The 26,357-nt window shown below is 71.4% G+C and carries 22 protein-coding genes; 12 read left to right on the top strand and 10 right to left on the bottom strand.

Going from position 1 to position 26,357, the window contains the following annotated elements; all coding sequences use genetic code 11:
• Nucleotides 1-30 precede the first annotated feature (30 nt).
• The 7 genes from OV090_RS34235 to OV090_RS34205 all read left to right on the top strand — a co-directional run bounded on the left by OV090_RS34235 (nucleotide 31) and on the right by OV090_RS34205 (nucleotide 10,425).
• On the top strand, nucleotides 31-627 hold the full coding sequence (locus tag OV090_RS34235; RefSeq protein ID WP_267708892.1) for a lamin tail domain-containing protein: 597 nt from the start codon (nucleotides 31-33) through the stop codon (nucleotides 625-627).
• Nucleotides 618-1,868, top strand: coding sequence for a thermonuclease family protein (locus OV090_RS34230; protein WP_267708891.1), 1,251 nt, complete (start codon nucleotides 618-620; stop codon nucleotides 1,866-1,868). Before OV090_RS34235 ends, OV090_RS34230 begins: the two co-directional genes overlap by 10 nt.
• Nucleotides 1,869-1,898: 30 nt before the next feature.
• Nucleotides 1,899-4,775, top strand: coding sequence for a lamin tail domain-containing protein (locus OV090_RS34225; RefSeq protein WP_267708890.1), 2,877 nt, complete (start codon nucleotides 1,899-1,901; stop codon nucleotides 4,773-4,775).
• Nucleotides 4,766-5,299 (top strand): thermonuclease family protein, encoded by a 534-nt coding sequence (locus tag OV090_RS34220; protein ID WP_267708889.1) that lies wholly within the window; start codon nucleotides 4,766-4,768, stop codon nucleotides 5,297-5,299. The genes OV090_RS34225 and OV090_RS34220 overlap by 10 nt, the downstream gene beginning before the upstream one ends.
• Nucleotides 5,300-5,348: 49 nt before the next feature.
• A complete protein-coding gene (locus tag OV090_RS34215) occupies nucleotides 5,349-7,703 on the top strand; it encodes a helix-hairpin-helix domain-containing protein (RefSeq protein ID WP_267708888.1) in 2,355 nt (784 codons plus the stop codon).
• Between the two features lie 240 nt (nucleotides 7,704-7,943).
• Nucleotides 7,944-9,275 (top strand): kelch motif-containing protein, encoded by a 1,332-nt coding sequence (locus OV090_RS34210; RefSeq protein WP_267708887.1) that lies wholly within the window; start codon nucleotides 7,944-7,946, stop codon nucleotides 9,273-9,275.
• A gap of 223 nt (nucleotides 9,276-9,498) precedes the next feature.
• A complete protein-coding gene (locus tag OV090_RS34205) occupies nucleotides 9,499-10,425 on the top strand; it encodes a peptidoglycan DD-metalloendopeptidase family protein (protein ID WP_267708886.1) in 927 nt (308 codons plus the stop codon).
• Nucleotides 10,426-10,617: 192 nt separating this feature from the next.
• On the opposite strand, the gene OV090_RS34200 is transcribed toward OV090_RS34205, so the two are convergent.
• The 5 genes from OV090_RS34200 to OV090_RS34180 form a co-directional block, all read right to left on the bottom strand.
• Nucleotides 10,618-12,561, bottom strand: coding sequence for a serine hydrolase domain-containing protein (locus tag OV090_RS34200; protein ID WP_267708885.1), 1,944 nt, complete (start codon nucleotides 12,559-12,561; stop codon nucleotides 10,618-10,620).
• A 144-nt stretch (nucleotides 12,562-12,705) separates the two neighbouring features.
• Nucleotides 12,706-13,842: an AAA family ATPase gene (locus tag OV090_RS34195; RefSeq protein WP_267708884.1), complete on the bottom strand. Its 1,137-nt coding sequence runs from the start codon at nucleotides 13,840-13,842 to the stop codon at nucleotides 12,706-12,708.
• A 98-nt stretch (nucleotides 13,843-13,940) separates the two neighbouring features.
• Entirely contained in the window at nucleotides 13,941-16,844 is a 2,904-nt protein-coding gene (gcvP, locus tag OV090_RS34190; RefSeq protein WP_267708883.1) for an aminomethyl-transferring glycine dehydrogenase, read from the bottom strand.
• A 65-nt stretch (nucleotides 16,845-16,909) separates the two neighbouring features.
• Complete coding sequence (gene murG / locus OV090_RS34185; protein ID WP_267708881.1) at nucleotides 16,910-18,139, bottom strand: undecaprenyldiphospho-muramoylpentapeptide beta-N-acetylglucosaminyltransferase; 1,230 nt, start codon at nucleotides 18,137-18,139, stop codon at nucleotides 16,910-16,912.
• A gap of 20 nt (nucleotides 18,140-18,159) precedes the next feature.
• Nucleotides 18,160-18,639: an Rrf2 family transcriptional regulator gene (locus OV090_RS34180; RefSeq protein WP_267708880.1), complete on the bottom strand. Its 480-nt coding sequence runs from the start codon at nucleotides 18,637-18,639 to the stop codon at nucleotides 18,160-18,162.
• 82 nt (nucleotides 18,640-18,721) lie between these two features.
• Here OV090_RS34180 and OV090_RS34175 point away from each other — a divergent pair, with 82 nt between their 5' ends.
• Nucleotides 18,722-19,099 (top strand): group 1 truncated hemoglobin, encoded by a 378-nt coding sequence (locus OV090_RS34175; protein ID WP_267708879.1) that lies wholly within the window; start codon nucleotides 18,722-18,724, stop codon nucleotides 19,097-19,099.
• Nucleotides 19,100-19,102: 3 nt separating this feature from the next.
• A complete protein-coding gene (locus tag OV090_RS34170) occupies nucleotides 19,103-20,098 on the top strand; it encodes an FAD-binding oxidoreductase (protein WP_267708878.1) in 996 nt (331 codons plus the stop codon).
• A gap of 10 nt (nucleotides 20,099-20,108) precedes the next feature.
• Here the strand turns inward: OV090_RS34170 and OV090_RS34165 are convergent, their stop codons facing one another.
• Nucleotides 20,109-20,792: a DUF4215 domain-containing protein gene (locus OV090_RS34165; protein ID WP_267708877.1), complete on the bottom strand. Its 684-nt coding sequence runs from the start codon at nucleotides 20,790-20,792 to the stop codon at nucleotides 20,109-20,111.
• 19 nt (nucleotides 20,793-20,811) lie between these two features.
• On the opposite strand from OV090_RS34165, the gene OV090_RS34160 reads away from it, so the two are divergent.
• Nucleotides 20,812-21,165, top strand: a complete 354-nt coding sequence (locus OV090_RS34160; RefSeq protein WP_267708876.1) for a hypothetical protein — start codon at nucleotides 20,812-20,814, stop codon at nucleotides 21,163-21,165.
• Between the two features lie 306 nt (nucleotides 21,166-21,471).
• On the opposite strand, the gene OV090_RS34155 is transcribed toward OV090_RS34160, so the two are convergent.
• Entirely contained in the window at nucleotides 21,472-21,870 is a 399-nt protein-coding gene (locus tag OV090_RS34155) for a Dabb family protein (protein WP_267708875.1), read from the bottom strand.
• 139 nt (nucleotides 21,871-22,009) lie between these two features.
• On the opposite strand from OV090_RS34155, the gene OV090_RS34150 reads away from it, so the two are divergent.
• Nucleotides 22,010-22,363 carry a helix-turn-helix domain-containing protein gene (locus OV090_RS34150; RefSeq protein WP_267708874.1) on the top strand — a complete coding sequence of 118 codons (354 nt, stop codon included), beginning with the start codon at nucleotides 22,010-22,012 and terminating at the stop codon, nucleotides 22,361-22,363.
• 65 nt (nucleotides 22,364-22,428) lie between these two features.
• On the opposite strand, the gene OV090_RS34145 is transcribed toward OV090_RS34150, so the two are convergent.
• Nucleotides 22,429-22,596: a hypothetical protein gene (locus OV090_RS34145; RefSeq protein WP_267708873.1), complete on the bottom strand. Its 168-nt coding sequence runs from the start codon at nucleotides 22,594-22,596 to the stop codon at nucleotides 22,429-22,431.
• Nucleotides 22,597-23,227: 631 nt separating this feature from the next.
• Here OV090_RS34145 and OV090_RS34140 point away from each other — a divergent pair.
• Nucleotides 23,228-24,352 (top strand): PAS domain S-box protein, encoded by a 1,125-nt coding sequence (locus tag OV090_RS34140; RefSeq protein WP_267708872.1) that lies wholly within the window; start codon nucleotides 23,228-23,230, stop codon nucleotides 24,350-24,352.
• Nucleotides 24,353-24,362: 10 nt separating this feature from the next.
• Here OV090_RS34140 and OV090_RS34135 read toward each other — a convergent pair whose 3' ends face one another.
• Together OV090_RS34135 and OV090_RS34130 are read right to left on the bottom strand one after the other, a co-directional pair.
• Nucleotides 24,363-25,205: a DUF1349 domain-containing protein gene (locus tag OV090_RS34135; RefSeq protein ID WP_267708871.1), complete on the bottom strand. Its 843-nt coding sequence runs from the start codon at nucleotides 25,203-25,205 to the stop codon at nucleotides 24,363-24,365.
• 71 nt (nucleotides 25,206-25,276) lie between these two features.
• Entirely contained in the window at nucleotides 25,277-26,272 is a 996-nt protein-coding gene (locus OV090_RS34130) for an AraC family transcriptional regulator (RefSeq protein WP_267708870.1), read from the bottom strand.
• Nucleotides 26,273-26,357: the final 85 nt, after the last annotated feature.

Below are 26,357 nucleotides of genomic sequence, written 5' to 3'. Positions count from 1 at the left end.
GCCGTGTTCTCGGGCCGTAAAGACAGTCTGTTGCGCCTGGCGGCGCCGTCGGTGTTGGCGGCCATGTTCGCGTGCGTGCGGCCGCCGCTCGACACGGGCTGTCCCGAGATACAGCCCGGCGCTCTGGTCCTGACGGAGTTCCGCGAGAACCAGGGCGGCTCGTACCGCCAGTGGATCGAGCTCTACAACGCCTCCGAGGAGCCGATCGCGCTCGCGGGCCTGCGGATCGCGTTCACCCGCAACGACGGCAAGCCGGGCGGCGCCTTCATCGTCCGCGACGAGGGCCTCGTGGTCGAGCCCGGGGACTACGTGGTGCTCGGCAGCGACGATCCGGAGCGCGCGGCCTACCTCGACTACAGCTACCTGGTCGACTGGTACAGCCCCTCGAACCCGGAAAACCCGCGCGACCTGCCGAAGGGCGGCCTCGTCGACGTGCAGGCCTGCGGCCGGCTGATCGACCGCGTCGTCCTGCGCAACCTGACCGAGATGGGCACGACCTTCTGGCCGGGCGAGCCGAGCGCCGCCGACAACGACGAGGGCGCCAAGTGGTGCGTCGACGACTTCACCACGTCGACCGGCATCGGCGTGTTCGGCACCCCGGGGGAGGCCAATCCGGCATGTCCCTGAAGACATGGCCCTTCGTACAGGCCCGCTGGCTCGCCCTCGCGGCCGCCGCCGCGGCGCTGTGGGCCTGCAACCCGGTGGTCCACCGGTTCGACCGCACCACCGTCGCCGCCAGCCTGTCCAAGGGCAACGACGCGGCGCTGGTCATCGGCGAGTTCCCGCTGATGAAGGTCACCGACGGCGACACCATCCGCGTCGCCGGCCTCGACGCCAGCATGCGCCTGCTCGGCCTCGACACCGAGGAGACCTTCAAGCGCAAGTCCGAGTACATGGAGTTCGACAAGGGCTGGGAGCGCTACCTCGCCGAGGCCCAGGCCAAGACGAAGAGCCCGGTCAAGATCCCGACGCCCATGGGCGAGGAGGCCAAGAAGTTCGCCGAGGCCTTCTTCAAGGGCGTGCGCACCGTCCGGCTCGAGCGCGATCACCCCAAGGAGATCCGCGACTTCTACAACCGTTACCTCGCGTACGTGTTCGTCGAGAAGGACGGCAAGACCTACAACTACAACGTCGAGTGCGTGCGCGCCGGCATGAGCCCGTACTTCAGCAAGTACGGCTACTCGCGCCGCTTCCACAAGGAGTTCGTGGCCGCCCAGGAGGAGGCCCGCGCGGCCAAGCGCGGGATCTGGGACCCGAGCAAGCAGCACTACACCGACTACGACCGCCGCCTCGAGTGGTGGAACCGCCGCGGCGACTTCATCCAGGCGTTCGAGCTGCAGGCCGCCGACCACCCCAACTGGATCGTCCTCACCCACTGGGACGCGATCGACCGCCTGCAGGGCAAGGTCGGCCGCGAGGTCGTGATCCTCGGCGCCATCGGCGACATCCGCGAGACCGCCGGCCCGACCAAGGTCCTGCTCAGCCGCCGCCGCACCGGCAGCCTGCCGCTGATCTTCTTCGACAAGGACGTCCTGGCCCGCTCCGGCGCGCTCGAGGCCCGCGGCGAGTTCGTGGTCGCCCGCGGCGTCCTCACCAAGTACTTCAACAAGTACAAGAAGCAGGACGAGCTGCAGATCGTCGTCACGGTGCCGGGGCAGATCCAGCACGAGGTGCTGGCGCCGGCCGCCGAGCCCGACGCAGCGGATGTCCCGAAGGACACGACCCAAGAGCCAGGTGCGAAAGAACCTGGCCCTGAAGACACGCTCAAGCCCGCCGCGGCCGACGCCGGCGACGCGCCGGCCGAACCGCGAGAGAACGACGCCGCCGAGCGCGAGGACAACCTCGCGCCGCCCGGCGCCGCCGACTGACGCCCGCCCGGGCGAGACCGAGATCCGACCATGAACCGCCGCACGCTCGCCCGCCTCGCCCTCGTCGCCTCGATCGCCCCGTCCGTGGGCTGCGGCGACAGCAACGCCACCAGCGACACCGACGCCGGCAGCTGCGTGGCGGCCCTGCGCGGCGGCGAGCTGGTGATCACCGAGTACATGCCCGACCCCAAGGGCAGCGACGCCGACGGCATCGAGTGGATCGAGGTCCATAACCCCGGCAGCGCGCCCGTCAGCCTGGTGGGCGTCGGCCTCGTCTACAGCAAGGCCGACGGCACCGACTCCAAGGGCCACCTGATCCAGGACTCCGTCGAGGTCCCGCCCGGCGCCTACATGACCTTCGGCGCGGTCACCGACGAGACCCGCCCGGAGTACATCGACTACGGCTACGGCACCGACCTCGGCTCGATGTCCAACACCTCGGGCATGCTGACCGTGCGCTGCGGCAACGTCGTCGTCGACGAGGTCCTCTACGACGCGACCCGGATCAAGGACGGCGTCAGCACCACCCTCGACGGCCAGGTCACGCCGGACGCGACCGCCAACGACGACCTCGCCACGTGGTGCACCGCGCCGACCGACGGCGAGCCCTACTTCACCACCGAGTACGGCTCGCCGCGCCAGCCCAACGCCGCCTGCCCCCTGGCCGCCCCCGAGTCGTGCGGCCAGTGCTACGACGGCGGCGTCCTGCGCGACGCCGTCGGGCCGCAGGCGGGCCAGCTCGTGATCAGCGAGGTCATGGCCAACGCCGGCCTGACCACCATGACCGTGGGCGAGTGGTTCGAGCTGCAGGTGACGGGCGGCGAGTTCGACCTCAACTGCCTGCAGTACGGCAACAACACCACCAAGTTCGCCTCCGACCCCGAGAGCGCGCAGGTGCTGCAGCAGCCCGAGTGCTTCAAGGTCGGCACCGGCGACACCGTGCTGTTCTCGCAGAAGCAGTGGGCCGAGACCGACGTCGTCATGAAGCTGACGCTCAGCGACAGCCCCAGCGACTCGAACCCGAGCCCCGGGGTGTTCATCGCCTACGGCGGGCAGATCCTCGACGAGCTGCACTACCCCAAGCCCAAGGACGGCGTCGCCTGGAGCCTCGACCCCGGGGCGACCACGGTCGCCGGCAACGACGACCCGGCCAACCTGTGCCTGGCCTACGAGGCGTTCGCCGAGGGCGACCTCGGCACCCCCGGCGTGGCCAACCCGGTCTGCCTCAAGAACCCGTGCGACGACGGCGGCACCGTCCGCGAGGCGCTCGCACCTGTCCCCGGGGACATCTTCATCACCGAGGTCCACGCCAACGCGTCGACCGGTATCGGCGAGCCGGGGGGCGAGTGGATCGAGTTCTTCACCCCCGTCAGCTTCGACCTCAACGGCCTGCAGCTCGGCAAGTCGGCCGAGTCGATCAGCTTCACCTTCCCCGGCGAGCAGTGCCTGCAGGTCGGCCCCGGCCTGGTCCTGCTGGCCCGCAGCGGCGCCACCGGCGACATGCTGAGCCCCGCCGCCACCTACAGCAGCCTGCAGCTGGCCAACTCCGCCGGCACCCTGTGGCTCGGCGTCGGCGGCGTCGAGCTCGACCACATGCCGTACGACACGCCGAAGGACGGCGTCGCGCGCCAGGTCGACCCCGCGGTGATCGACGCGTTCACGCAGTCGCTCGACCCGACGCTCAACGACCCGGCCGAGGCCCGCTGCGACGCGGCCGTCCCGTACGCCCCGTTCAACACCGACCTCGGCACCCCCGGCGCCGACAACTCGGTGTGCGACGGCCCGCCGCCGACCGGCCAGTGCACCGACCCCGACACCCAGACCGCGCGGGACATCGACCCCCCGCAGGCCGGCGAGCTGCTCATCACCGAGTGGATGGCCAACCCCAAGCTCGTCGGCGACACCGAGGGCGAGTGGTTCGAGCTGCTGGCCGACGCCGACTTCGACCTCAACGGCCTCGAGCTCGGCAAGGTGTGGGACCCGTACACCGTCGGCGACTTCGTCCCGGTCGCCGGCGACTGCCTCGAGGTCAAGGCCGGCGACTCGGTGCTGATCGCCCGCTCCGCCGACGCGGCGGTCAACGGCGGCCTGCCGGCGCCGCGCTTCGTCACCAAGTTGAGCCTCGGCAACTCCAACGGCGGCCTGTTCGTCGGCCACGGCGGGGTCGAGCTCGACCACGTCGCCTACGCGACGACCAGCGACGGCGCGTCGACCCAGCTCTCGCTCGCGGCCATCACCCCGGGCGCGCTCGACGTCGCGGTCAACGACGACCCGGCCAACTTCTGCACCGCCGCCGCGCTGTACAACGCGAGCGACAAGGGCAGCCCCGGGGCGCAGAACGTCGCCTGCGGCGGCGGCTTCGTCGACCCGTGCTTCGACGCCGACCTCGGGGCCATGCGCGAGAAGCACTCGCCGGGCGCCGGCGACCTCGTGATCACCGAGTTCCTCGCCAACCCCTCCGGCACCGAGACCGACCGCGAGTGGTTCGAGGTGCTGGTCAACGCCGACGTCGACCTCAACAACGTCAAGGCGCTGTCGAAGTTCGCGCCGACGCCGACCGAGCTGACGAACGCGAAGGCCTTCGGCGGCACCGACTGCATCGCAGTGGCCGCCGGCTCGCGCGCGCTCGTGGCCCGCAAGACCGACCCCGCGGTCAACGGCGGCCTGCCCGCGGTCGACGCCGCGTTCGGCTTCTCGCTCGCCAACTCGGCCGGCGCCATCTCCCTGGCGGTCGGCGACCTCGTGCTCGACGCGGTGCAGTGGGCCACCAGCCAGGGCGAGGACATCGCCACCCAGCTCGACCCCGGCGTCTCGAACCCCGCCCTCAACGACAACACCGACGCGGCGCCCTGGTGCGACGCCGTCGGCCCCGGCACCCCGAAGCAGGAGAACCCGGCATGCCCCTGACCCGGCTCGCGTTCCTTCTCGCGTCCCTCGACCTCCTGGCCTTCGGGACAGGTGCTTGCGACGGCTCCGCGGCGTCCGACGCGGACGGCGAGGGCGCGCCCGAGACGTCGGAGTGCGGCCCGACCGTGGGCAAGGTGGCCAAGGTCGTCGACGGCGACACGATCGTGCTCGAGAGCGGCGAGAAGGTCCGCTACCTGCTGGTCGACACGCCGGAGATCACCAACGGCAAGCGCGAGTGCTTCGGCATCGAGGCCCGCGACTTCAACGCCGAGTACGTGCTCGGCCAGGACATCGCGCTGACCTACGACGTCGAGTGCGCCGACGCTTACGGCCGCCTGCTCGCGTACGTCGACGTCCCCGACGGCGAGATCAACTCGCTGCTGATCGCCCGCGGCTACGCCTGCGTGCTCGACATCCCGCCCAACGGCGAGGACCGGGCCGGCGAGTTCATGGCCATGCAGCGCGCGGCCCAGGACCAGAAGGCCGGGCTGTGGGGCATGTGCGGCGACGTTTGCGGCCCGTGAGCGCGCCGCGGTGATCGACACTTCCAGCTTCCGGTAGATGACCTCTCACATGTCCTTGCGGCCAGCTCCCTGCGCACCCCGCCGCGCCCGTCGGTGCGGCGCGATCGCCCCCGCGCTCGCGCTCGGCCTGTACGCCGCGCTCGCGCCCGCCGGCGCGGCCGCGGCCCCTTACGAGACCTTCGTCGACGTCGACGACGAAGACGACCTGCTCGAGCTCAACACCGCCGGCGACATCTCCGGCGAGACCTTCGACACCCTGGTCGAGCTGCTGCGCCGCGGCGTCAACCTCAACAGCGCCTCGCGCGAGGAGCTGTTCACGCTGCCGAACCTGACCTACAAGCAGGTCGACGGCATCATCCGCTACCGCCAGGAGGCCGGCTTCATCTACGACCCGGCCGCGCTGGTGCTGGCCGGCGTGCTCGACCGCGATCAGCTCGAGGCGATCGCCGCGTTCATCTACATCGTCGAGCCGAACCGCCGCTACTCCGCGACGTCCGGCAAGGTCCGCCTGCGCAGCGCCTGGTCGCCGCCCGACCGCCGCCTGCCGGCGATGGTGCTCGACGGCCAGGTCCAGACCCTGCGCCACCTCCGGCTCGGCGTCGCCGGCGTGCTCACCCGCAGCCGCGTCGACGACGTCCGCTACGACCCCAACCGCGACGCGCTGTCGGCCGAGCAGCCGCGCCCGCGCGGCTACCTGCCCAAGGTCTATGTCCAGTGGGAGGACGACAATTACAACGTCCTCCTCGGCACCTACCGCATCGGCTTCGGCCAGCGCCTCACGTTCGACAACACCCGCAACTACACGCCGAACGGCATCTACCGCGACAACACGATCTACCCGCGGCCGGTCCGCCTGACCCGGCTCTGCAAGGAGTCGGCCGGCGAGCTGTCCGACTCGCCGTGCGACGGCGACCTCGGCGACACCTACGTCACCCCCGACTTCCGCTGGCAGGAGACGCTGCAGGGCATCGCCGCCGGTATCAAGAAGCTCAAGCTCGGTCACGGCTGGATGCAGGCCTACGCGTGGACGTCAGTGCAGGCGCGCAGCATCTATCAGTACAAGCTGTACGACCCCGACAAGTGCGACGACCCGCGCAGCGACGACCCGCGCTGCGACGCCCCGGCGATCTACAAGCGCCAGCCCGACCCGTTCGCGCCGACGTCCGAGTTCGGCTACCAGACGCTGCCGCGGATGTTCCGCGAGGTCACGAGCGGCGGCAACGTCAGCTACTTCTTCAACCGCCGCTCGTGGGTCGGCGCCACCGGCTACGGCACCGCGATCAAGTGGCTGACCGGCGGCAAGGACTACGACTTCCAGGAGTGGAGCCGCACCCCGTTCGGCGGCCCGTTCGGGGCCGTCGGCATCAACGGCGCGTGGGGCTACCGCTGGAGCGACCTCGGCATCGAGGTGACGCGCAGCTTCGACTCGATGAAGCGGGCCAACGACGTCGGTGTCGGCGACAGCAAGGGCGGCGGCGGCTTCGCGGCGATCGTCCGCCACACCGCGACCTTCGGCAAGCACGAGATCGAGACCATCGTCCGCTACTACGACAGGGACTTCGCCAACCCGTACGCGCGCCCGCTGGCGTCGCCCGACGTGTACGAGGGCCAGCGCGCGCGCGACGAGGCCGGCGCCCGCATCCGTTACACCGGCAAGCCGAACAAGGCTTCGAACATCCGCACCTACGTCAACGCCTGGGTGTCGCCCTCGACCAAGGCGCCGGGCATGCACGCGTACCTGCGCGGCGATTATCTGGTGACCCGCTGGTTCCTGCCGGCCCTGTGGGTCGAGTACCGCGACAAGGACATGCGCAAGACCGGCCATCAGTACTGCTACGGCGGCGACGTCGGCGTGTCCGACCTGGTCGCGGGCGACGACCTCGACGGCGACGTCTACAGCGACGAGGCGCTGGTCTACACCAACGTCAACGGCGAGCCGGTCCGCTGCGTCGGCGAGCAGCTCAAGTTCAACCTGCAGATGGCGTTCATGCCGCACAAGCGGGTCAAGATCGTGCCCCGCTATCAGCAGCGCTTCGTCGGCGACCCGCTCAAGGTCGACCCCGACGTCCCGGGCTTCATCCCCGACGTCTACGAGAACGTCACGCCGGACCAGCGGGCCAAGTACCGCCGCGACTCGCAGGCCTGGCTCACGATCAGCACCCGGCCGATCGATCCGCTGCGGATCCGCGCCCGCGTCCGCTGGCTGTCGATGGACACCTCGAGCAACACGCTGCTCGAGCAGTCGCTGTGGAACTACGTCGACGTCGCGTACCTGATCAAGAAGACCTTCATGATCCAGGTCCGCTACGACCTGTACTTCTGGCTCGACAAGCGCCCGAGCACTCTGGAGCGCATCCCGTCGCCCGAGAACCGCTTCCTGGTGTCGCTCGAGGGCCGCTTCTGAGCCCGTCGATTCGCTGCATACTGTGATGCGGTGGCATGTCCTTTCGGACATGTCGCTTCGGAGCGCCGAGCCTTCGCCGACACCCGCTTGCGCGCGAGCGTTCGCGTGAGCTGCGCATCGACGCGTGTGGGCGAATTTCGCGTGCTGCGGCGCACGCACCCGCGTGCAAGTGCTTCGGGTCGAAGGGGGCGGGCGGCGACGTTGATTTACGCGGTGGGCGTTCCAATTACACCTGCGACAATGGAACACCTCCGCCTCGTCGCCGCACTCTCGTCCTTGCTCGTCGGCACGCTGTCCGCCGTCGCCTCGGCCGCGCCCGTGTTGCAGGCGCCCATGGACCCGGCCCGCGCGCAGCACGTCGCCGAGTACTTCCCCGGCCTCGGCGTCGTCGTCACCGGCGGCTTCGTGGCGACGGGCACGGCCCGCTCGGCGGCGCGCTTCGACGCTGCGGCCGACGCCTGGACGTCGCTGACCGCCGCACCGGTGGAGCTGTGGGACGCCGACGCGGTGCGGCTGAGCGACGGTCGCTGGCTCGCGCTAGACGCCAGCGTCGGCGTCGTCTACGACCCGTCGGCCGACGTCTGGCTCGACGTGCCGGCGCTGGCCGGGACGCACCGCGAGCAGGCGACGCTCGGCCTGCTGCCCGACGGCGACGTGTTGATCGTCGGCGGCTTGCAATCGCCCAAGACCTCGCTGCGCTTCGACCCCGGTACCGGCACGCTCGCCGATGCGCGCCCGCTCGGCGAGGCGCGCAGCAGCCCGACCGCGACCGCGCTGGCCGACGGCAGGGTGCTGGCGGCCGGCGGCTGGCGCTGGGGCTACCTGGTTGCGTGGGACTCGGAGATCCAGGAGCCGCTGGCGAGCGCCGAGCGCTACGACCCGGCGACCGACACGTGGACCGCGGCGGCCGCGATGGCGACCCCGCGCGAGCGCCATGCGGCGACGCTGCTGGCCTCCGGCGAGGTGCTGGTCAGCGGCGGTCACAGCATCGACGTCGCGCTGGAGCAGGATCCGTTTTTCGTCACCGCCTCGGCCGAGCGCTACGACCCGGTCAGCGACAGCTGGGCGCCGGCGGCGGCGCTGCACGAGGCCCGCTTCGACCACACTGCCACGCGCCTGCCCTCGGGCAAGGTGCTGGTGGCCGGCGGTCGCGGGGCCGGCGGCGTGCTGGGCAGCGTCGAGGCCTACGACCCGGCGAGCGACACGTGGACCCTGCTGCCGCCGATGTCGACGCCGCGGTGGCTGCACACTGCTACCTACGTGCCGGGCTACGGGGTCGTCATCGCCGGCGGCACGAGTGGTTCGATCACGAGCCCGCTGGCGAGCGTCGAGATCTATCCTTTGGGACAGGCCGAGGCGGGCGCTGCGTGCTCGATCGACGACGAGTGCGTCAGTGATGCGTGCGTCGCCGGGGCGTGCGGCTCCGATGATTCGGGCGGCGACGGTGGTCCGTTCGATTGCGCGGCCGATCGCGCCAACACGTGGCCGGACGGCATCGGCACGCTCGGCCTCGTCGGCCTCGGGTTGTGCGGGATCCGCCGCGGCCGACGGCGCACGGCGTCCACGCGCTGAGCCGGCCGAGCTGCGCGGTGTCGCAGGCCGGGTTCGCGGGTACACACACGCGGAGGTGCGCGCGGAGCGGGCGCGCAGGGTCCGTGGCGCGCAAATATCCGTGATCGAAAACCGGGGCCGCGGTTACTCGACAGGACGACGTTCGGAGCCGCTGAACCCGCGGCTCCGCGTGTGGAGACCGACTCCACGACTGCACCTGTCTCGCCCGCGAAGGACACCGACCATGACCCGAATTTCCTCCGTGCTCGCTCATCGCTTTCTCGTCTCGCTGGCGCTCACCAGCGGCCTGGCCCTCAGCGGCTGTATCGAGGACATGACCGCCGAAGAGGCGGAGGCCGACCCGGCCGCGTTCTTCGGCGACGAGCAGTGGTGGGACGAGGGCCCGCCCGCGGGTGAGGAGTCCGCGGAGGAGCTCGACGCGTTCGACGACCTGCGCGCGGAGACCGAAATCTCGGCCGCGCCGGCGTTCCAGCTGCCGTTCCCGTGCGGCCAGGTGTGGGCCGGCCAGACCCGCACCAATCACAGCCCGGTCAACTCGGTCGACTTCAACCGCACCGACGACGTCAACGACCCGGTGGTCGCGGCGGCGGCGGGCAAGGTCACCCGCGTGGCCAACGAGGGCGCGACGAGCTACGGCCGCTGGGTCGAGATCGATCACGGCAGCGGCTACCGCACCCGCTACGCGCACCTCAACACGCAGACGGTGTCGGTCGGCCAGAGCGTCAGCCAGGGCCAGAAGATCGGCACCGTCGGCAGCACCGGCGGCTCGTCCGGCCCGCACCTGCACTACGAGCAGCGCCTGAACGGCACCGCGCAGAAGCCGGTGTTCAACGGCTCGACCGCGCTGTTCTTCGGCACCAAGAACTACACCAGCAAGAACAAGTGCGGCTCCGGCGGCAGCGGCGTGACCGGCACCGTCAGCACCAGCGGCCTGCCGCTGACCGTGCGCTCGTCCCCGAGCACCGGCGCGACCGCGGTCGGCTCGGTGGCGAACGGCGCCAAGGTGACGATCACCTGCCAGAAGAACGGCTCCTCGGTGACCGGCACCTTCGGCACGACGTCGCTGTGGGACTTCATCGGCACCGGCTACGTGTCCGACGCCTATATCAACACCGGCTCCGACGGCCAGGTCGCGCCGACCTGCAACTGAGCGCCGCGAATGCTCAGAGCGCCGGGAGCGAGCACCTCGTGCTCGCACCGGCGCTCGTCGCGAGGTGCGAGCGACGCGGCGGCGGGTCATTTACCATATGTCTGAAGAGACATGTGCGAGCGCCGCCCGGCGCATCGATCTACGTCCACATGTCCGAAAGGGCAGGTATTCGCGCCGCTCCGCGCGACCGCCTCAGCGGCAGGTCGGCAGCGGGCCGGTCGAGGCGACCTGGAACGAGACGATCCGCGTCGGCTGTCCGCGGTCGACGGCGATCGCCAGCTTCGCGGTGCCCCTGTCGCACTTGAGCGCGTAGGTGGCCTCGCGCGGGCCGCGGACCTCGAGCGGATCGCCGAGCTGACACGCGCCGTGCTCGAACTGCACGTCGGCGATCGTGCGCGTGAGGGCGGAGCGGCGGAAGCCGGGCGAGAAGTGGGCGAGGAACTTGGCCTCGTCGAATTGCCCGAGCAGCGGCGCGGCGGCCTCGGCCAAAGTCTGTAGCTCGGGGGCCGGCTTGCCGGCGAGCCAGCCGAGAGTGAAGCCGGCGATCTTCGGCGTCTGCGCGCTGGTGAGGTTGACCGTCAATTCCGCGTCGCCGTGCTCGCACTTGGCCCGGTACACGCCGGACCACGGGCTGGTGGCGCGCTTGATCGCCCCGAGAGTGCAGGCGCCGAGGCCCGCGTGCAGCCACTGCATCTCGGCGGTCAGCAGCTTGGCGTTGCCCGAGGCGGCCCAGTCGTGCGTGCCCCACTCGGCGAACTTCGCCCCGTCCCACGCGGGCATCAGGCCGACGATCCGCTGCGCCGCCTCGGTCAGCTCGGGCAGCGGCTGGGCGGCGCGGGCCCCGAGCAGGCCGCCGTCGGCGAGCACGCGCTGCAGCTGCACCGCGATCCCGTCGGTGTCGGTCCAGCCGGCGTTGCCGAGCACGATGATGCCGACGCCGGCGTACGGGAACATGCGGATGGTCGCGAAGTAACCCTCGAGCGCGCCGTTGTGGCCGACGACGTAGGAGGCCTCGCAGTTGTGGCCGACGCTCCACGGGAAGCCCACGCCCGACGCGCCGCCCTCGACGCCGCCGGTGGCCGCCTCGTCGGCGGTGGTGCGCGCGCGGAAGCTGCGGAGGGCGCGGAGCCGCTGGGCCTCGCGCAGGGTCGAGCGGGCGATCGGGCCGCCGTCGGCGTCGCCGCGCGGCGGCCAGGCGTCGAGCTGGAAGGCGACGAAGCGCGCGAGGTCGGCGACGTTCGACCACAGGCCGCCCGCGGCGCTGAGCGCACTGTGACGGCCCGAGGTGGTGGCGACGACCTTGCCGTCGACCGCGACGTGCCCCCGGGTGCGCCGCTCCGCGGGCAACTCGGTCGCTTCCCACACTGTCTCGCTCATGCCCAGCGGCTGGAGGATCGAGTCGCGGATGGTGTCGCCGAACGGCTTGCCGCCGGCAGCGGCGATGACGTGGCCGAGCAGCACGAAGCCGAGGTTCGAGTACTCGGAGCCGATGCCCGGCGGGCGCAGCAGCGACATGCCGTCGATCGCCTGCATCACCTCCTCGCGGGTATGCGGGGCGCCGCCGACGCTGAGCGGCAGGTCGGGGTCGCGCGGCAGACCGGCGGTGTGGGTGAGGATGTCGCGCACGGTCAGCGGCCGCGAGTCGGCGTTGGGATAGACGAGCTTGTCGAGCTCGGGCAGGACCTGGGCCGCGGGCGCGTCGAGGTCGAGCAGGCCCTCGTCGGCCAGCCGCAGCGCGGTCATGCCGGAGAACACCTTGGTGATCGAGCCGATCCGGAAGGCGGTGTGGACGTCGACCGCGCCGCCCTCGTCGACGTGACGCACGCCGAAGCCCTCGCCGAACACCAGCTGGCCGTCGACGACGACGCCGACTGCGAGGCCGATCAGGCGATCGTCGGCGACGATCTTGGCGGCGACGTCGTGCAGCTTCGGCAGCACCGCCGCGACCTTCTGGGCCCGCTTGGCGTCGCTGAAGACCGCCTGCGGGACCTCGCGCACCGCCAGAGTGACAGCGCCGTTGCGCGGCGTCTCGACGGGGACGAGCGCGGCCGCGGGGGCGAACGCGGGGCGGGGACCGTGCGCACAACCGAGCCCGAGCGCGACGATGAAAGGCACCTGAACGATGCAGCGACGCATCCCGGCGATTATGGTCCGAGCCGCATGGCCGGCGGCCTGTCGGGACCGCGGCTGTGCAGCGCGCCACGACGGGGTGGCGGCTGCGCGCGCGGCCGCGGCAGGTTCACGCGGCATGAGACCCGGCGACGACTCGCATGGCGGCGCTCAGGAGTTGGGCGTCGGCCCTTCGAGGAGCACGCGGTTGAACACCTCCGAGAGCTCGCTCTGGCGCTCCTCGCCGGCGGCCAGCGGGGCGAGGACGCGCTCCGCCTGGGTGTGGCCGCGGTCGTCGCGGTGCACGGTGTAGAGCCGCTGGTCGGGATCGTGGAGGTCGAGGCCGGCGAGGATCGCGGGGTCGCGCGCGGCGACGAGGATCTGCTTGCCGTGTCGGGCCGCCAGCGCGACCAACCGGCGCAGCGCCTCGGCGGCGAGCTCGGGGTCGAGCCCGGCGTCGAGGTCGTCGATGGCGAACAGCTTCGGCGTGTCGGGGCTGATGACGACGGCGAAGTGGAACAGCAGCAGGAGGAAGCCGTCGCTGGCGCCGCGCAGCTCGAAGCCCTCCGCGAGGTGACGGTCGCGGATCCGCAGGGTGTGCGGCGCGAGCTCGCCGCCGAGGTCCTCGAACCATTCGACCAGGCGCAGCGAGTCGCGCAGCTCGGCCAGCCGCTCGGGGTCCGCGACGAGCGTCTTGAGCAGCGCGCCGAGGCCCTCGCCGCGGACGCCGAGCGGGAGGATCTGGCCGTCCTGCTCGCAGCTCCGCAGCGCGCGGCGCTCGGGCGCGTAGATCAGGAACGACTTCAGCGGATCGAAGTTGTCGAGCAGGAACATCTGCGCCAGGCGCCCGTCGACGAACTCCGCCAGCTCGTCGTCGCTGACCCGCTCGTCGTCGCCCTGGATGACCGCCTTGAACGCGGCGCGGAAGCTGTCGAGGAGCAGGGTCTCCTTGGGCGAGCGGATGCCTCGCTCGGTCAGGACCTTCTTCCAGAAGCCGCGGCGCGAGGCCGAGGTCTCGACGTGGAAGCCGACGCGCTCCTGGGCCTGGGTGAGGCGGAAGTCGATGCGAGTGTCGTCGTCGACGGCGAACGCCGAGCGCGTGAAGCGAGGCTCGGCGGTGCGGAGGCCGCGGCTGGCGAGGAACTCGTGGTCGAGCTTGTCGGCGAGCGCGGCCCCGGCGAAGCCGACGGCCTCGAGCAGGTTGCTCTTGCCGACGCCGTTGTCGCCGAGGAGCACCGTGACGCGGCCCGGCTCGATGCGGAGGTCGCGGATCGACTTGAAGTTCTTGACCTGGAACTCGGTGAGCACGGGGCGCCAGGCTTACCGCCCCGCTGCGGGGCGGTCAACGCGGGTGTCAGGGACATCGGCGTCCGCGTCGCGCACGACGCGGGCGCCGCTGCGATCCCTCAGTCCTCGTAGGCGTCCATCGGCGGGCAAGTGCAGACCAGGTTGCGGTCGCCGAAGGCGTTGTCGATGCGCGAGACGTGCGGCCAGAACTTGCTGGCGGCGACCCACGGCGCGGGGAAGGCGGCGACCTCGCGCGGGTAGGGGCGCGCCCACTCGGTGGCGGTGACGACGTCGGCGGTGTGCGGCGCGTGCTTGAGCGGGTTGTTGTCGCGCGGCCACTGGCCCTGCTCGACTTTCCGCACCTCTTCACGGATGGCGATCATCGCGTCGCAGAAGCGGTCGAGCTCGGCCTTCGGCTCGCTCTCGGTCGGCTCGATCATCAGCGTGCCGGCGACCGGGAACGACATCGTGGGCGCGTGGAAGCCGTAGTCCATCAGCCGCTTGGCGAAGTCCTCGGCCTCGACGCCGGCGCTGGCCTTGAGCGGGCGCAGGTCGAGGATGAACTCGTGGGCGACGCGGCCGTGCTCGCCGCGGTACAGCACCGGGTAGTGGCCCTCGAGCCGCTTCGCCATGTAGTTGGCGTTGAGGATCGCGACCTTGGTGGCGCGCGTGAGGCCGGCGGCGCCCATCATCAGGACGTACATGAAGCTGATCGACAAGATGCTGGCGCTGCCCCACGGGGCCGCCGAGATCGGGCCGATCGCCTGGTCGCCGCCGCACTTCACCACGGGGTGCCCGGGCAGGAACGGGGCCAGGTGCGCAGCGACTGCGATCGGGCCCATGCCGGGGCCGCCGCCGCCGTGCGGGATGCAGAAGGTCTTGTGCAGGTTGAGGTGGCAGACGTCGGCGCCGTAGTCGCCCGGACGGCACAGGCCGACCTGCGCGTTCATGTTGGCGCCGTCGAGGTAGACCTGGCCGCCGTGCTCGTGGACGACGCCGCAGATCTCGCGGATCTGGGCCTCGAACACGCCGTGCGTCGACGGGTAGGTGATCATCAGCGCGGCCAACTTGTCGGCGTGCTGGGCGGCCTTCTTGCGCAGGTCGTCGACCTCGACGTTGCCGCGCTCGTCGCAGGCGACCGCCACGACCTTGAAGCCGGCGAGCACCGCGGAGGCGGGGTTGGTGCCGTGCGCGGAGGTCGGGATCAGGCAGACGTCGCGGTGGCCCTGGCCGCGGCTCTGGTGATAGGCGCGGATGACGAGGAGGCCGGCGTACTCGCCCTGCGAGCCGGCGTTCGGCTGCAGCGAGACGGCGGCGAAGCCGGTGATGGCGCTCAACGAGCGCTCGAGCGCGTCGAACATCGCCGTGTAGCCGGCGGCCTGGTCGCGCGGGACGAACGGGTGCAGGTCGGCCAGCTCGGGCCACGACAGCGGCTGCATCTCCGAGGTGGCGTTGAGCTTCATCGTGCACGAGCCGAGCGAGATCATCGAGCTCGTGAGCGAGAGGTCGCGGCTCTCGAGCTTGTGGATGTAGCGCAGGAGGTCGTGCTCGCTGTGGTAGGCGTGGAAGACGGGGTGGGTGAGGAACTCGCTGCTGCGCGTCCACTCGCCGAAGCCGAGCTCGGCCCCGCGGGCGAGGTCGGTGACGTCGAGCGACGTCGCGCCGCCCGCGAACACCTCGAGCAGGGCCGCGACCTCCTCGACGGTGCTGCGCTCGTCGAGGGCGACGCCGACCCGGCCGGCGTCGATCGGCCGCAGGTTGTAGCCCTTCGCCAGCGCGCGCGCGTGGACGGCGTCGGCGTTGACGCCCTGCAGCGCGACGGTCAGCGTGTCGAAGAACGGGGCGTCGCCGGTGTCGTGGCCGAGCTTGCGCAGGCCGGCCGCGAGCGCGGCGGTCAGGGCGTGGACGCGGGCGCCGATCCGCTGCAGGCCCTGCGGGCCGTGATAGACGGCGTACATGCCGGCCATGATGGCGAGCAGCACCTGCGCGGTGCAGATGTTGCTGGTCGCCTTGTCGCGGCGGATGTGCTGCTCGCGGGTCTGCATCGCCATGCGGTAGGCCCGCTTGCCGCGCGCGTCGCGGGACACGCCGATGACGCGGCCGGGCAGCAGGCGCTTGTGCTCCTCGCGGCAGGCGAGGAAGGCCGCGTGCGGGCCGCCGTAGCCGAGCGGGACGCCGAAGCGCTGGGCCGAGCCGACGGCGATGTCGGCCCCCATCTCGCCCGGCGGGCGCAGCAGGGTCAGCGCGAGCAGGTCGGTGGCGACCACCGCGAGCGCGCCGGCGGCCCGCGCCTTGGCGATGAGGGCGGTCGGGTCGACGATCCGGCCGTACGTGTCGGGCACCTGCAGGAGCACGCCGCAGACGTCGCCTGTCCTGAAGTCCATGTCCCCAGGGGCAGCCACGCGGACGGTCACGCCGATCGCCTCGGCGCGGGTCTTCACGACCGCGATCGTCTGCGGGTGGCAGTCGTCCTGGACCACGAAGGCGCGCTTCTTGCCGCCGGCGACGTGCAGGCACATCGCCATCGCCTCGGCCGCGGCGGTGCCCTCGTCGAGCAGCGAGGCGTTGCTGAGCGGCAGGCCGGTGAGGTCGCTGATCATCGTCTGGAAGTTGATCAGCGCCTCCAGGCGGCCTTGCGAGATCTCGGCCTGGTACGGCGTGTATTGCGTGTACCAGCCCGGGTTCTCGAGGATGTTGCGGAGGATGACCCCGGGCGTGTGCGCGGCCGAGTAGCCCATGCCGATGAGCGAGCGCAGCACCTGGTTCTGCTGCATCAGCTTGCGGAAGCGGGCCAGAGTCTCGGCCTCGCCGGGCTCGCGGTCGGCCCAGACGTCGGCGCCGAGGTCGAGGCCGCCGGCGATGCGGATCGAGCCGGGCACGGCCTCCTCGACCAGGGCGTCGAGCGACGACAGCCCGAGCGTCTGCAGCATCGCGGCGATGTCGTCGGGGCGTGGCCCGATGTGGCGGTGGACGAAGGTGTCGGTGGGCGCGAGGAGGGCGGCGATCGGGTCGACGGCGGACATCGGCGGAGCGCATAGTAGCCGCGCGCTCTCGGGCCCCCAGGCCCCTCAGGCGAGAGTTTGGGCACTCACCGCCACGCGCTCATGGCGTCGACGATCGTGCGCGCCGCCTCGGGCCGCGCCGCGGTGCGCATGGCGTTGCTCATGGTCTGGAGCCGCTCCGGCGACTGGAGCAGACTGGTGAGCGCGCCGGTCAGCGCCGCCGGCGTCCACTCCGACTCGCGCAGCAGCAGCGCCCCGCCGGCGTCGACCAGCGCGCGGGCGTTCCACTCCTGGTGATTGTCGGTGGCGTGCGGAAAGGGCACCAGTACCGCGGGCTTGCCGACCGCCGTGAGCTCCGACAGCGAGGTGGCGCCGGCGCGGCACAGCACGAGGTCGCACCAGGCGTAGGGCGCGGCCATGTCCTTGAGGAAGGCGGCCACGCGCGCGCGCGGCTCGCCGAGCCCGAGCGCGGCGTAGCCGGCCTTGACCCGCTCCTCGTCGCCCTTGCCGGTCTGGTGCCAGATCTCGAGGCCCGGCAGCTGCGCCAGCAGGCCCGGCAGGGCGGCCAGCACGGCGTCGTTGATGGCGCGGGCGCCCTGCGAGCCGCCGAACACGAACAGGCGCGGGCCGTGCGCCGCAGCCGGCGCGGCGGAGGTCTCGCCGGCGGCGACGAGCTGGCCGAGGATCTGGCGGCGGATCGGGTTGCCGGCCAGGACGACCTTGCGCGCGGGGAAGCGACTGCGGACGTCGGGGAAGGTGCAGAACACCTTGCGCACCAGGCGAGACAGGATCCGGTTGGTGATCCCGGGGATGCTGTTCTGCTCGAGGATGGCGGTCGGGATCCGCAGCATCGACGCGGTCGCCACCACCGGCCCCGAGGCGTAGCCGCCGACGCCGACGACCACGTCGGGCCGCAGCCGGCGCAGCAGCGAGAGGCTCTGCCACCACGCCCGCGGCAGGCGCAGGAGCCCGCGCACGAGGCCCGTCACGCCGCGGCCCTTGATGCCGGCGACGTCGATGAGCTCGAGCGGATAACCATTCTCGGGCACCGCGCGGGCCTCGATGCCGCGGGCGGTGCCGACGAAGTGGACCTCGCCGCCGCGGGCCCGGATCTCCTCGGCCAGCGCGATCCCGGGGAACAAATGCCCGCCGGTGCCGCCGCCGGCGATCACCACGCGCAGGCCGGCGGTGGTGGCCGCCGCCGCGCCCGCGCGCGCCTGGGGGGCCGGGCCCTGGGCCGTCACCGCCTCGCCGTCTCGCAGCAGGATCCGCGGCAAAACAGGGGTTTCGGCGGTGGTGGCGAGGGCGCGGGTCATGACGCCGGGATATAGACCCTTCATTCCGAAGAGGCCAATTGGCGGCGCGTGGCGCTGCCGGTGCGGGTCCAGATCTTGACCAACTTGTCGACCCGGGCCGGGTCCTGCAGGAGGTCGGCCAGGTGCTGGCCATCGAGGACCTCCAGGAAGCGCTCGCGCGCCTGGGCCAGCGTGCGCATGAGGCCGCACGCGGGGACGATCGGGCAGGTGTTGCGGGCCCGGTCGAAGCACTCGACGACGTGGAAGTGGGGCTCGGTGGCCCGCACGACCTCGCCGACGCTGATGTCGGCCGGGTCGCGCGCGAGCCGCAGGCCCCCGCCGCGCCCGCGCGCCGACTCGACGTAGCCGAGCCGCGCGAGCTGGTGCGCGACTTTGACCAGGTGGTGGTTCGAGATCCCGTAGGCGGCGCTGATCTCGGCGACCGGCACCAACCGGTCCCGATGCACCGCCAGAAAGAGGAGGGTGCGGAGGGCGTAGTCGGTGAACTGTGTGAGCTGCATGATCTGCGCTGGCCTCGAGGACAGAAAATATGTATTAAGGATACAACTTTTTCGGCGCGACGCCGAAGGGAGCAAGAGAGCGATGACGAGCCTTTACGACGAGCTGGGCGGGGCCGTGGCGATCGACGCCGCGGTCGACATCTTCTACCGCAAGGTCATGGCCGACGAGCTGTTGGCGCCGTTCTTCGACGACGTCGACATGGAGCGGCAGGCGGCCAAGCAGAAGGCGTTCCTGACGATGGTCACCGGCGGCCCGGCGCACTACACCGGCCGCGACATGCGGCGGGCGCACGCCCACCTGGTGGCCGAGGGCATCGGCGACGCTCACTTCGACGCGGTCGTCGGCCACCTCGCCGGCACGCTCAAGGAGCTCGGCGTGACCGACGACAAGATCGCCCGCGTCGGCGCGCTCGCCGAGTCGGTCCGCAACGACGTCCTGAACCGCGACCCGGCGGTGTGAGCCATGACCGGACGGATCCGCCGCGGCAACCTCGACCTGGTCTTGGAGCCAGGTGAGACGGCGCTCGAGGGCCTCCTCCGCGGCGGCGCCGCGGTCCCGTCGTCGTGCCGCGCCGGCGCGTGCCAGGCCTGCATGCTGCGCGCGGTGTCCGGTGACCCCGGCCCGCTGGCGCAGCAGGGCCTGGCCCCGGCGCTGCGCGAGCAGGGCTGGTTCTTGTCGTGCATGTCCCGCCCGACCGGCGAGCTGGTGATCGAGGAGGGCCCGCCGCCGGCGATCGGCGCGTCGATCGCCGCGGTCACCGAGATCGGCCCGGCGATCGTGCGGGTCCGCCTCGAGCCGGACGAGGACCTGTCCTATCGGCCAGGTCAGTACGTGCAGCTGATCCAGGGCGACCAGGTCCGCGCCTACTCGCTGGCCAGCTCGCCCGCGGAGGGGCGCGCGCTCGAGCTGCACGTGCGCGTCCACCGGCAGGGCCGCATGAGCCGCTGGCTGGCCGCGGCCGAACCAGGCACGCGCGTCGGCCTGCGCGGCCCGGCCGGCGCCTGCTTCTACACCGAGGGCCGGCCCGAGCAGCCGCTGCTGCTGGTCGGCACCGGCACCGGCCTGGCCCCGCTCCGCGGCATCGTCCACGACGCCCGCCGCCGCGGCCACACCGGCCCGATCGCGCTGATCCACGGGGCCCGCGACGCGGCCGGGTTCTACCTCGTGGATGAACTCAAGGGCATGGTCGATGGTCCAGGAAACTTCAGATATGTCCGATGCGCCATGTCCGGAGAGCCATCCGAGGAGCTCGAGATCGGCGACCTCACGCAGGTGACGCTGCGGCTGTTCCCGTCCCTCAAGGGCTGGCGGGTGTTCCTGTGCGGCAGCCCCGACCGCGTCAACGCGCTGAAGAAGCAGTGCTTCCTGCGCGGCGCGGGCCTCAAGGACATCAGCGCCGACGCGTTCCTGACCGCCGAGATGCCGCCGCCCGTGCGGGCCAGGGCCCGCGGGGCGTGAGGCCGCGGCGTCACGGGGTCTGCTCGACGCAGTAGATGCGCGCCATCTGGTTGCACTGCTTCGGCGCGCACCCCTGGGTCCAGCGGGCGTCCTTCACCGTGCATTCGCCGACGGCCCCGTCGGAGACGAGCGCGGAGTTCCAATCGAAGCAGTCGTCGTCGAGGCCGATCCCCTGCGGGGTGGTCGCCGTCCACACCTGGCACAGCCCGCAGCCGGAGTCGGCGCCGAGCTTGGCGCCCTTCTCGGTGACGTTGAGCGGGTTGTCGAGGGTCATCTGCGTGACGAGGTCGGTCCAGTGGTCGGCCAGGGGCATGCCGTCGACCCGCTTGTAGGGCCGCTGCGAGTGCTCGAGGCGATCCGCGGCGTCCTGGGCGTCGGTGCTGAGCCAGGCCATGAACCGGCCCTTGAGATTGGCGCCGTCCGCGAGCTGTTGACAGCGCTCGTCGGCCTCCTGGAGGCCATCGAGGTCGGCCGTCATCTGGACGCTCGACACGAACATCCGCATGTACACGCGGACGCAGACCTCGCAGTTGTCGCCGTCCTCGTCGCACTCCTCGACGCCGGCGTGGACGATGCCGTCGCCGCAGAAGGCGTGGAGACAGCTGGCGCAGTCGTCGGTCTCGACCGTGTTGCCGTCGTCGCACTGCTCGAAGCCGTCGACGACGCCGTCCCCGCAGACGGGCTCGGGGGGCATCGTCGTCGAGGCGGTGGTCGTGGTCGAGGTGGTCGAGGTCTCCGGCTCGGTGCTGCTCGCACTGGCAGGCTCGGTGGTCGTGGGGTCGGTGGTGGTCGGCCCCGAGTCGGTGGTCGTGCCGGTGAGCGGGCTCGTGGTCGGCTCGATCGTCGTCGTCGAGGTGGTGCTCGAGGTCGTGCCGGTGGTCGTGGACGTGGTGGTCGTCCCCGGCTCGGAGCTCGTCCCGCTGCTCGATCCGGTCTCCGACCCGGACGGCGAGAAACAAGCCGGACTCAACAATGCCGACACGACCCAGAGCGCGCGCGGAGCGACCATCCGCGACATTGTTCAGGAGACGGCGCACGCCGTCAAAGCGTCGACGGCGATCTTTTGAACAGGGGAATGTCCACACCGCCCGCCGGGTGTTGACAGGCGCGAATTCGTGCCTCGCGGACATTCGCCCGTGATTCCGGGCAGGCCGTGGGCGATCGAGTCAGCGATTGAAGGGTGGCCCCTGGTTCCGTCGGAGGCCGCGGATGTCCGCGAGGACGGTCGCTACGGCGCAATCGCGCCACCACGGCGCCTCGACCTGGAGCTCACCCTCGCCCGGGTCATGTCAGCACCTGCGAGGGTCGACGCCGGGTCTCCAATGTCCACAGCAGCCCCGGTGGTCGGGGGCTCGTGCACGGGATGCTTGCCGTCAGCCGAGCTGCACGTCGGGGATGCCCGCCAACAGGGCCGCCCACTCCGGGTCGTCTTCCAGTCGCTGGCGGACGAGCGCCCCGATCCTGTCGCGCAGCCCGGGATCGAGGTCGTCCGAGGACGCGCTGCGCGAGAGCTTCGCCAGCAGCGGGAGGAAGAACCGGTCGCCCTGGCAATGGACCGGCTCGCGCAGGTAACGGGCCAGCGCGGCGAGGTCGGGGATCCCGATGCAATACGAGTGGGTGTAGCCGGCGGCTGGATCTCCGAGGTCCTGACCGATCACGGAGAAGACGACCGACTCGGACGACGCGATGCCCCGGAGCACGCTCAGCGCGTGTGCCTTCGTCGGCTCGTCGACCTCGTCACGGAAGCGAAAGCGCAAGAAGTTGATGATCATGCAGCACCTCACGACGGCGCCGCACGCCTGTCGTGCGGTCGCCGGCTCGGTATATCACCGGAAATTTCCCCGAGGTACCTCGTTACCAGGGGTAACTCGAGTTTCGAGTTTCCGGCTGGTAACCTGCCGCGAGGTCCCGATGCTGCGTCGTCGCCAGAACAAAGCGCCACCGTTGCCGCCGATCTGCCCGCTGACCGAGTGCATGCGCCTGCTCGGCGGGGTCTGGACCGTCAACATCGTGTGGCGGCTGAGCGGCGAGCCGCGGCGCTTCAGCGAGCTGCGGACGGACATCCCGAAGATCTCGGCGAAGGTCCTGAGCGCCCGCCTGCGCGCGCTCGAGAGCAACGGCGTGATCTCGCGGACGGTGGTGGCGAGCTCGCCGCCGTCCGTCGAGTACGCGCTGACCGAGCTGGGGCGCGCGCTCATCCCGGTGATCGAGACGATCGTGGACGTCGGCAAGAGGCTGGTGCGCATGCAGCAGCGGGCCGTTTGAGGCTCGCCGGACCATGGGGTCGTACGGCAAATGTCTGCTGCGGCGATCGAGGCCGCTGGACAGGCTCATCGTTCGCGAGGGGCGGCGCCGATCTCGGCCGCCGGGGTGTCGTCGCGGCTGGTGCCGCGCTCGCTGGAGCGTGCGCGCGTGTAGCAGAGGCTGAAGATCGCCAGGATGAGCCCGATTCCTAGCAGCAGGATGACGGAGAGGGGGAACTTGTTGGTCTTTGCCACGGGGCGTGTATGGGCCGACTCGCGCGTGCAGCAACCCGGGCGAGCGGCCCGCCCGGGTGCGGCGTCGGCCCGGCGCGGCTCGGCAAGCGGGGCTCGCTTCGGCGGCACTGCGGCCGGACACAGGCGATAGCCGGTCGGGTGGCGCGCAGGGCATCTTCTCGACCTCGACGGGGTGCTGAACGACCCGGGCACCAGGGGCCGCTACCGACGGATCGGCAGCGATACGGACATGTCCCTTGGGACATGTCCATGACAGCGAATGAATGGTGGCGTGCTGATGCTCGCCCCGATACGGGCGCGGCCGATCGGGCTCGAATGTGGAGGCGGCGACGCATCGCCGGACTGCGCGGGGCAATTGTGCGCAGTGGCAGGCGCGGCGAACGCGGCGCAGGGCTCGCGTGGCGGCCGCTCCGCCGCCCGGGCGGCGCCGATCTGCGACCGGGTCGGACCTGTGCGTCGGGCTCGCAGCGTCATTCGCAGATGTCCCGAGGGTCAGGTGACGCCGGAGCGTCGCGCGGGTCCGTGCATTGGGGTACCAGCGCTGGCGACCCGCACACACACCGACCCCGGGCGCTTCTCCCGCCCTCGCGGATGCGTGGAAACCCCTCCGCAGTCTCGATACTCTCGCCGGGTGGACGATCGCAGTAACGCTGCTCCCCTGATCACCATCGAGCTGGACGATGTTCTTCGGATCACGGGCTGGAACCTCCGGGCCGAGCGAGCATTCGGCGTCGCCGCCAACGAGGCGGTCGGCCGTCTCATCCGTGAAGTGTTGCCGGTGGCTGGCGACCCCGACGCCTGGGAGAGCGCGTTGGTGGGGGATAGCGAGGATCCCGAGGTGCGAATCGTCGCTCGCCCCGATGGCGAGCCGTTGCACTTCGAGGCGTGGTCGCAGGTGATGCGCGGCCAGGAGGGGGTGGTCGTCGGGACGACGCTGAGCGGCCACGACGTGACTGCGCGGCAGCGCCAGCTGCGTAGCCTCGGGATCGAGTCGAGGATGCTGGCGGCGATGCTCGACAACCTCGACCTCGCGGTGTGGGCGATCGACAAGCAGTCGAACTTCGTGCTGCAGCGGGGCAAGGCGCTGCAGACCGCCGGGCTCAAGCGCGACCAGTTCGTCGGCCAGAACTACTTCGACCTCTACGGCGAGCTGACCAACGTCGAAGACATCCGGCGGGCGATCGCCGGCGAGGTCTCGCTGGCGGTGCACACCGAGGTGTACGGGATGCACTGGCTGGGCTGGAGCCTGCCGACGCTGGACGACGAGGAGCTGGCGCTGATCTCGATCGCGCTCGACGTCACCGAGTCGAAGCGCACCGAGCTCGAGCTGCGGGCCAAGCTCGACCTGATCGAGCGCCAGCAAGAGGTCATCCGCCAGCTGTCGACGCCGATCATCGAGGTGTGGGACGGCGTGATCACGCTGCCGATCGTCGGCCTGGTCGACACCGTGCGCACGGCGGAGATCATGGACAACCTGCTGCAGGCGGTCACGCGCACGCGGGCCCGCTTCGCGATCCTCGACCTCACCGGCGTCGAGGTGGTGGACACCGGCACTGCGAGCCACCTGATCCGCATGATCCAGGCCATCCGTCTGCTCGGCGCGGATGGCATCCTCACCGGCATTCACCCGGTCATCGCCCAGACGATCGTGTCGCTCGGCGTCGACCTGACGCGCGTGGCAGTGTTCGGCAAGCTGCGTGACGCGCTCGTGCATTGCCTGGGCAAGCTCGGCCGCCCGTCGCGCGTGAAGGCCTGAGGCGCACGCGTCAGGGCCGACGGAAGCGGATCCAGTCGAAGCGCGCGGTGAGGTCGGGCCGGCCGCGGTCCAGGACGCGGCGGTTGTAGGCGCGCACGCGGCCCCAGACGAAGTACGACCGCGACGAGTCCCAGTCGGTGTAGGCGATCGGGCCGACTTGCAGGGTCGCCGGCATGTCGGGCTTGTCCTCGCGGCGCGCCAGCACCCAGGCCTCGCCCTCGAAGCGGCGGAACAGCAAAAAAGTCGCGCCGCGACGGACCAGGCGCAGCTCGACCCAGCCGGACTTGCCCGGCGAGAGCTGCAGCCGGCTCTTGCTATGCACCGTGTTCTTGGTCTCGATCTGCGGCACATCGCCGTCGCCGGTGCCGGTGGTGATGAAGATCCAGTGCTCCTGGCCCTTCTTCCACGCGCGCGAGCCCTCGGGGTGCGGCGCGCGGGCCATCAATCCGGCGAGCGAATACTTGCGGCGCGGCACCTCGGTCTCGGAGCCGGTGACTCGCACGCGCGTGGTCACCATGAAGTCGCCGGTGACCTCGCGGAAGAGGAACGGGGCGTGATAGTCGAACAGCCAGAAGCTGGTGAAGGGGACGAAGGTGAGGTGCCCCGGGCTGGTGGTCGCCACGTCGAGCTGCTTGGTTTGATCGGGCCAGCCCTCGGCGCGGCTGAAGGACTGCCAGGCGGCGAGGCTGGCCGGGTCCTCGAACTCGTCGTCGAGGGCGGCGAGCTCGTCGGCCGGCGGTTCGGCGGGCGCGGCGAGGTGCTGCTCGTCGGCGGCGAGGCGGGCAGTCGGGGCGGGAAGGCGCGTGACGATGCAACCGGGCAGGATGAAGAGCGCAAGGATCAGGGCTCGCATGGCGGGCCGAAGCTAGGAGCCGGCAGCCGCGACCCCCAGAGCCGCCGGCGCCAAAGTTGGGGCCGCTCGCGTCAACGCCCGCGTGGGGTGGTGCCGGTCCAGCGCAGATAAGCGCGCCGGAAGCCGCTCGGGTCGGCGAAGCCGAGGCGCTCGGTGATCTCCTCGAGCCCGAGCCGCGGGTCGCGCAGGAGCTGCTCGGCCCGTCGGCGCCGCACCGAATCGACGAGGTGCTGATAGCTGAGGCCCAGCTCGGCGATGCGTCGCTGCAGGGTGCGCCGACCGACGTGCAGGCGCTCGGCGACGGAGGCGAGCGACAGGCCGCTGCCCAGCTCGGCCTCGATCGCGGCGACCAATCGCTCGACCCATTCGTCGGGGTGCGGCACCGCCTCGAGGTGAGCCTCGGCGGCCTGCTCGAGGTAGCCCACCAGCGCCGCGTCGGCGTCGCGCATGGGCAGGCGCGCGGTCGCGGCCGACAGCACGATCTGGTTGCGCGGCCGGGAGAAGCGCGGGCGACAGCCGAACAGCGCCACGTGCCCGGAGAGGTCGGGCGGCTCGGGGTGCTGGAAGTCCGCCGATTCGGCGCGGACGAGCGCGCCCGACCACGCGGCGGGGAGGGTGAGGAAGCAACCCATGACCGCCTCGGCGAGGTGACGCGGCCACGGGTCGGCGCCCGTCTGCGGGCCGTCGGCGATCGTGAGCGCGCCGTCGTCGGCGAAGACGGCGTCGCAGTCGCTGGCGTCCATGATGAGCCGCTGGAAGCGGACGACGCGGGCGACCGCCTCGCCGATGGTGGCGCTGCGACGCGCGAGGTAGCCGAGGAGGCCGAGCGCGCGCGGGCTGGCCCGCTCGGCGAAGTGGAGGCCGAAGTCGGGGTCTCCGCTGAGCTCGGGGATCCGCGTCCACAGATCGTCGAGCACGTGGCGCGGCACACGATCGTCGGGCTCGAGCTCCTCGAGCTTGCTCAGGCCGAGCTCGGCCGCGATGCCGCGCCGCAGCGGGGGCTCCGCCTCGGACAGCAGCTGCGCCAGCCACCCCGCCGACACTGCCCGGCTGGATCTCAGCTCCACCGGTCGGCCCTCCAGGTGTTTTGATGAGGCGGCATCGAGGTCGTCGGCGAGGATAGCATCGGTGGGGCGAGCATCGCTCGGAGCG

The sequence above is a fragment of the Nannocystis sp. RBIL2 genome, assembly GCF_026626745.1.
GTDB lineage: Bacteria > Myxococcota_A > Polyangia > Nannocystales > Nannocystaceae > Nannocystis.
Note: the sequence above shows the minus strand (reverse complement) of the source record. Positions and strands in the feature narration are given on the sequence as shown.

What these genes read in the sequence shown, in the direction of transcription:
- OV090_RS34230 (WP_267708891.1), top strand. Translation starts at nt 618, where the DNA reads ATGTCCCTGAAGACATGGCCCTTCGTACAGGCCCGCTGGCTCGCCCTC.
- OV090_RS34225 (WP_267708890.1), top strand. Translation starts at nt 1,899, where the DNA reads ATGAACCGCCGCACGCTCGCCCGCCTCGCCCTCGTCGCCTCGATCGCC.
- OV090_RS34220 (WP_267708889.1), top strand. Translation starts at nt 4,766, where the DNA reads ATGCCCCTGACCCGGCTCGCGTTCCTTCTCGCGTCCCTCGACCTCCTG.
- OV090_RS34215 (WP_267708888.1), top strand. Translation starts at nt 5,349, where the DNA reads ATGTCCTTGCGGCCAGCTCCCTGCGCACCCCGCCGCGCCCGTCGGTGC.
- OV090_RS34210 (WP_267708887.1), top strand. Translation starts at nt 7,944, where the DNA reads ATGGAACACCTCCGCCTCGTCGCCGCACTCTCGTCCTTGCTCGTCGGC.
- OV090_RS34205 (WP_267708886.1), top strand. Translation starts at nt 9,499, where the DNA reads ATGACCCGAATTTCCTCCGTGCTCGCTCATCGCTTTCTCGTCTCGCTG.
- OV090_RS34200 (WP_267708885.1), bottom strand. Translation starts at nt 12,561, where the DNA reads ATGCGTCGCTGCATCGTTCAGGTGCCTTTCATCGTCGCGCTCGGGCTC.
- gcvP (WP_267708883.1), bottom strand. Translation starts at nt 16,844, where the DNA reads ATGTCCGCCGTCGACCCGATCGCCGCCCTCCTCGCGCCCACCGACACC.
- murG (WP_267708881.1), bottom strand. Translation starts at nt 18,139, where the DNA reads ATGACCCGCGCCCTCGCCACCACCGCCGAAACCCCTGTTTTGCCGCGG.
- OV090_RS34180 (WP_267708880.1), bottom strand. Translation starts at nt 18,639, where the DNA reads ATGCAGCTCACACAGTTCACCGACTACGCCCTCCGCACCCTCCTCTTT.
- OV090_RS34175 (WP_267708879.1), top strand. Translation starts at nt 18,722, where the DNA reads ATGACGAGCCTTTACGACGAGCTGGGCGGGGCCGTGGCGATCGACGCC.
- OV090_RS34170 (WP_267708878.1), top strand. Translation starts at nt 19,103, where the DNA reads ATGACCGGACGGATCCGCCGCGGCAACCTCGACCTGGTCTTGGAGCCA.
- OV090_RS34165 (WP_267708877.1), bottom strand. Translation starts at nt 20,792, where the DNA reads ATGCCCCCCGAGCCCGTCTGCGGGGACGGCGTCGTCGACGGCTTCGAG.
- OV090_RS34155 (WP_267708875.1), bottom strand. Translation starts at nt 21,870, where the DNA reads ATGATCATCAACTTCTTGCGCTTTCGCTTCCGTGACGAGGTCGACGAG.
- OV090_RS34150 (WP_267708874.1), top strand. Translation starts at nt 22,010, where the DNA reads ATGCTGCGTCGTCGCCAGAACAAAGCGCCACCGTTGCCGCCGATCTGC.
- OV090_RS34135 (WP_267708871.1), bottom strand. Translation starts at nt 25,205, where the DNA reads ATGCGAGCCCTGATCCTTGCGCTCTTCATCCTGCCCGGTTGCATCGTC.